The 614-nt window shown below is 71.0% G+C and carries 1 protein-coding gene; it reads right to left on the reverse strand.

Annotated features, from left to right (window positions below):
• Window positions 1–445 (reverse strand): aldolase/citrate lyase family protein (locus tag L6Q67_RS24030; RefSeq protein ID WP_296576181.1); only part of this gene is annotated, 445 nt, incomplete at its 3' end.
• Window positions 446–614 lie beyond the last annotated feature (169 nt).

Here is a 614-nt window from a genome sequence, read left to right on the forward strand (position 1 = left end):
TCTCGGCCTGCACCAGCAGGCAGGCCTCATCGTTCGCGCGGTCAAGGTAGTCGGCTTGCGCCCCCCAGCGCGAGGCCCGTGCGATCGAAGCGGCCACGCCGCGCATGCCCTGGGGCGGATAGCGCGTGGCGGCCACCATCGCGCGGGCCTGTTGCGCCGTGTCGACCATGGGCACCAGCAGGGTCTGCACGCCGATGTCCATCATCTGCTTGACCAGCGCCGCATCGCCCTGCACCACGCGCACCACCGGATGGCTGCGATACGCGGCCAGCGCCTGCAGCTGGGCCAGCGTGCCGGGAATGTCGTTGGGCGCATGCTCGCCATCGACCAGCAGCCAATCGAACCCGGCCGTGGCGCACACCTCGGCCGAGTAGGCGTGGGCCAGCGACAGCCACAGGCCGATCTGGTGCTCGCCGCGCGCGATGGCGGTCTTGAAGGGATTCATGCCGGGCCTTTCGGGGTACGGGATCAGTTGGCGCGGGGCCAGCCCTGCGCCAGATGTGCGCGTGGGCCTTGTGCCTGGAAGTATGCCGCCGGCCGGGGCAGCGTTCCCGCCCAATCGCTGCGTGACGCGACCGCCGGGTGCGCCGAGGGGTCGAGTTACGGGACCGTTC

Origin of the sequence: Zoogloea sp., from assembly GCF_023150065.1 — a bacterium.
Taxonomy (GTDB): Bacteria; Pseudomonadota; Gammaproteobacteria; order Burkholderiales; family Rhodocyclaceae; genus Zoogloea.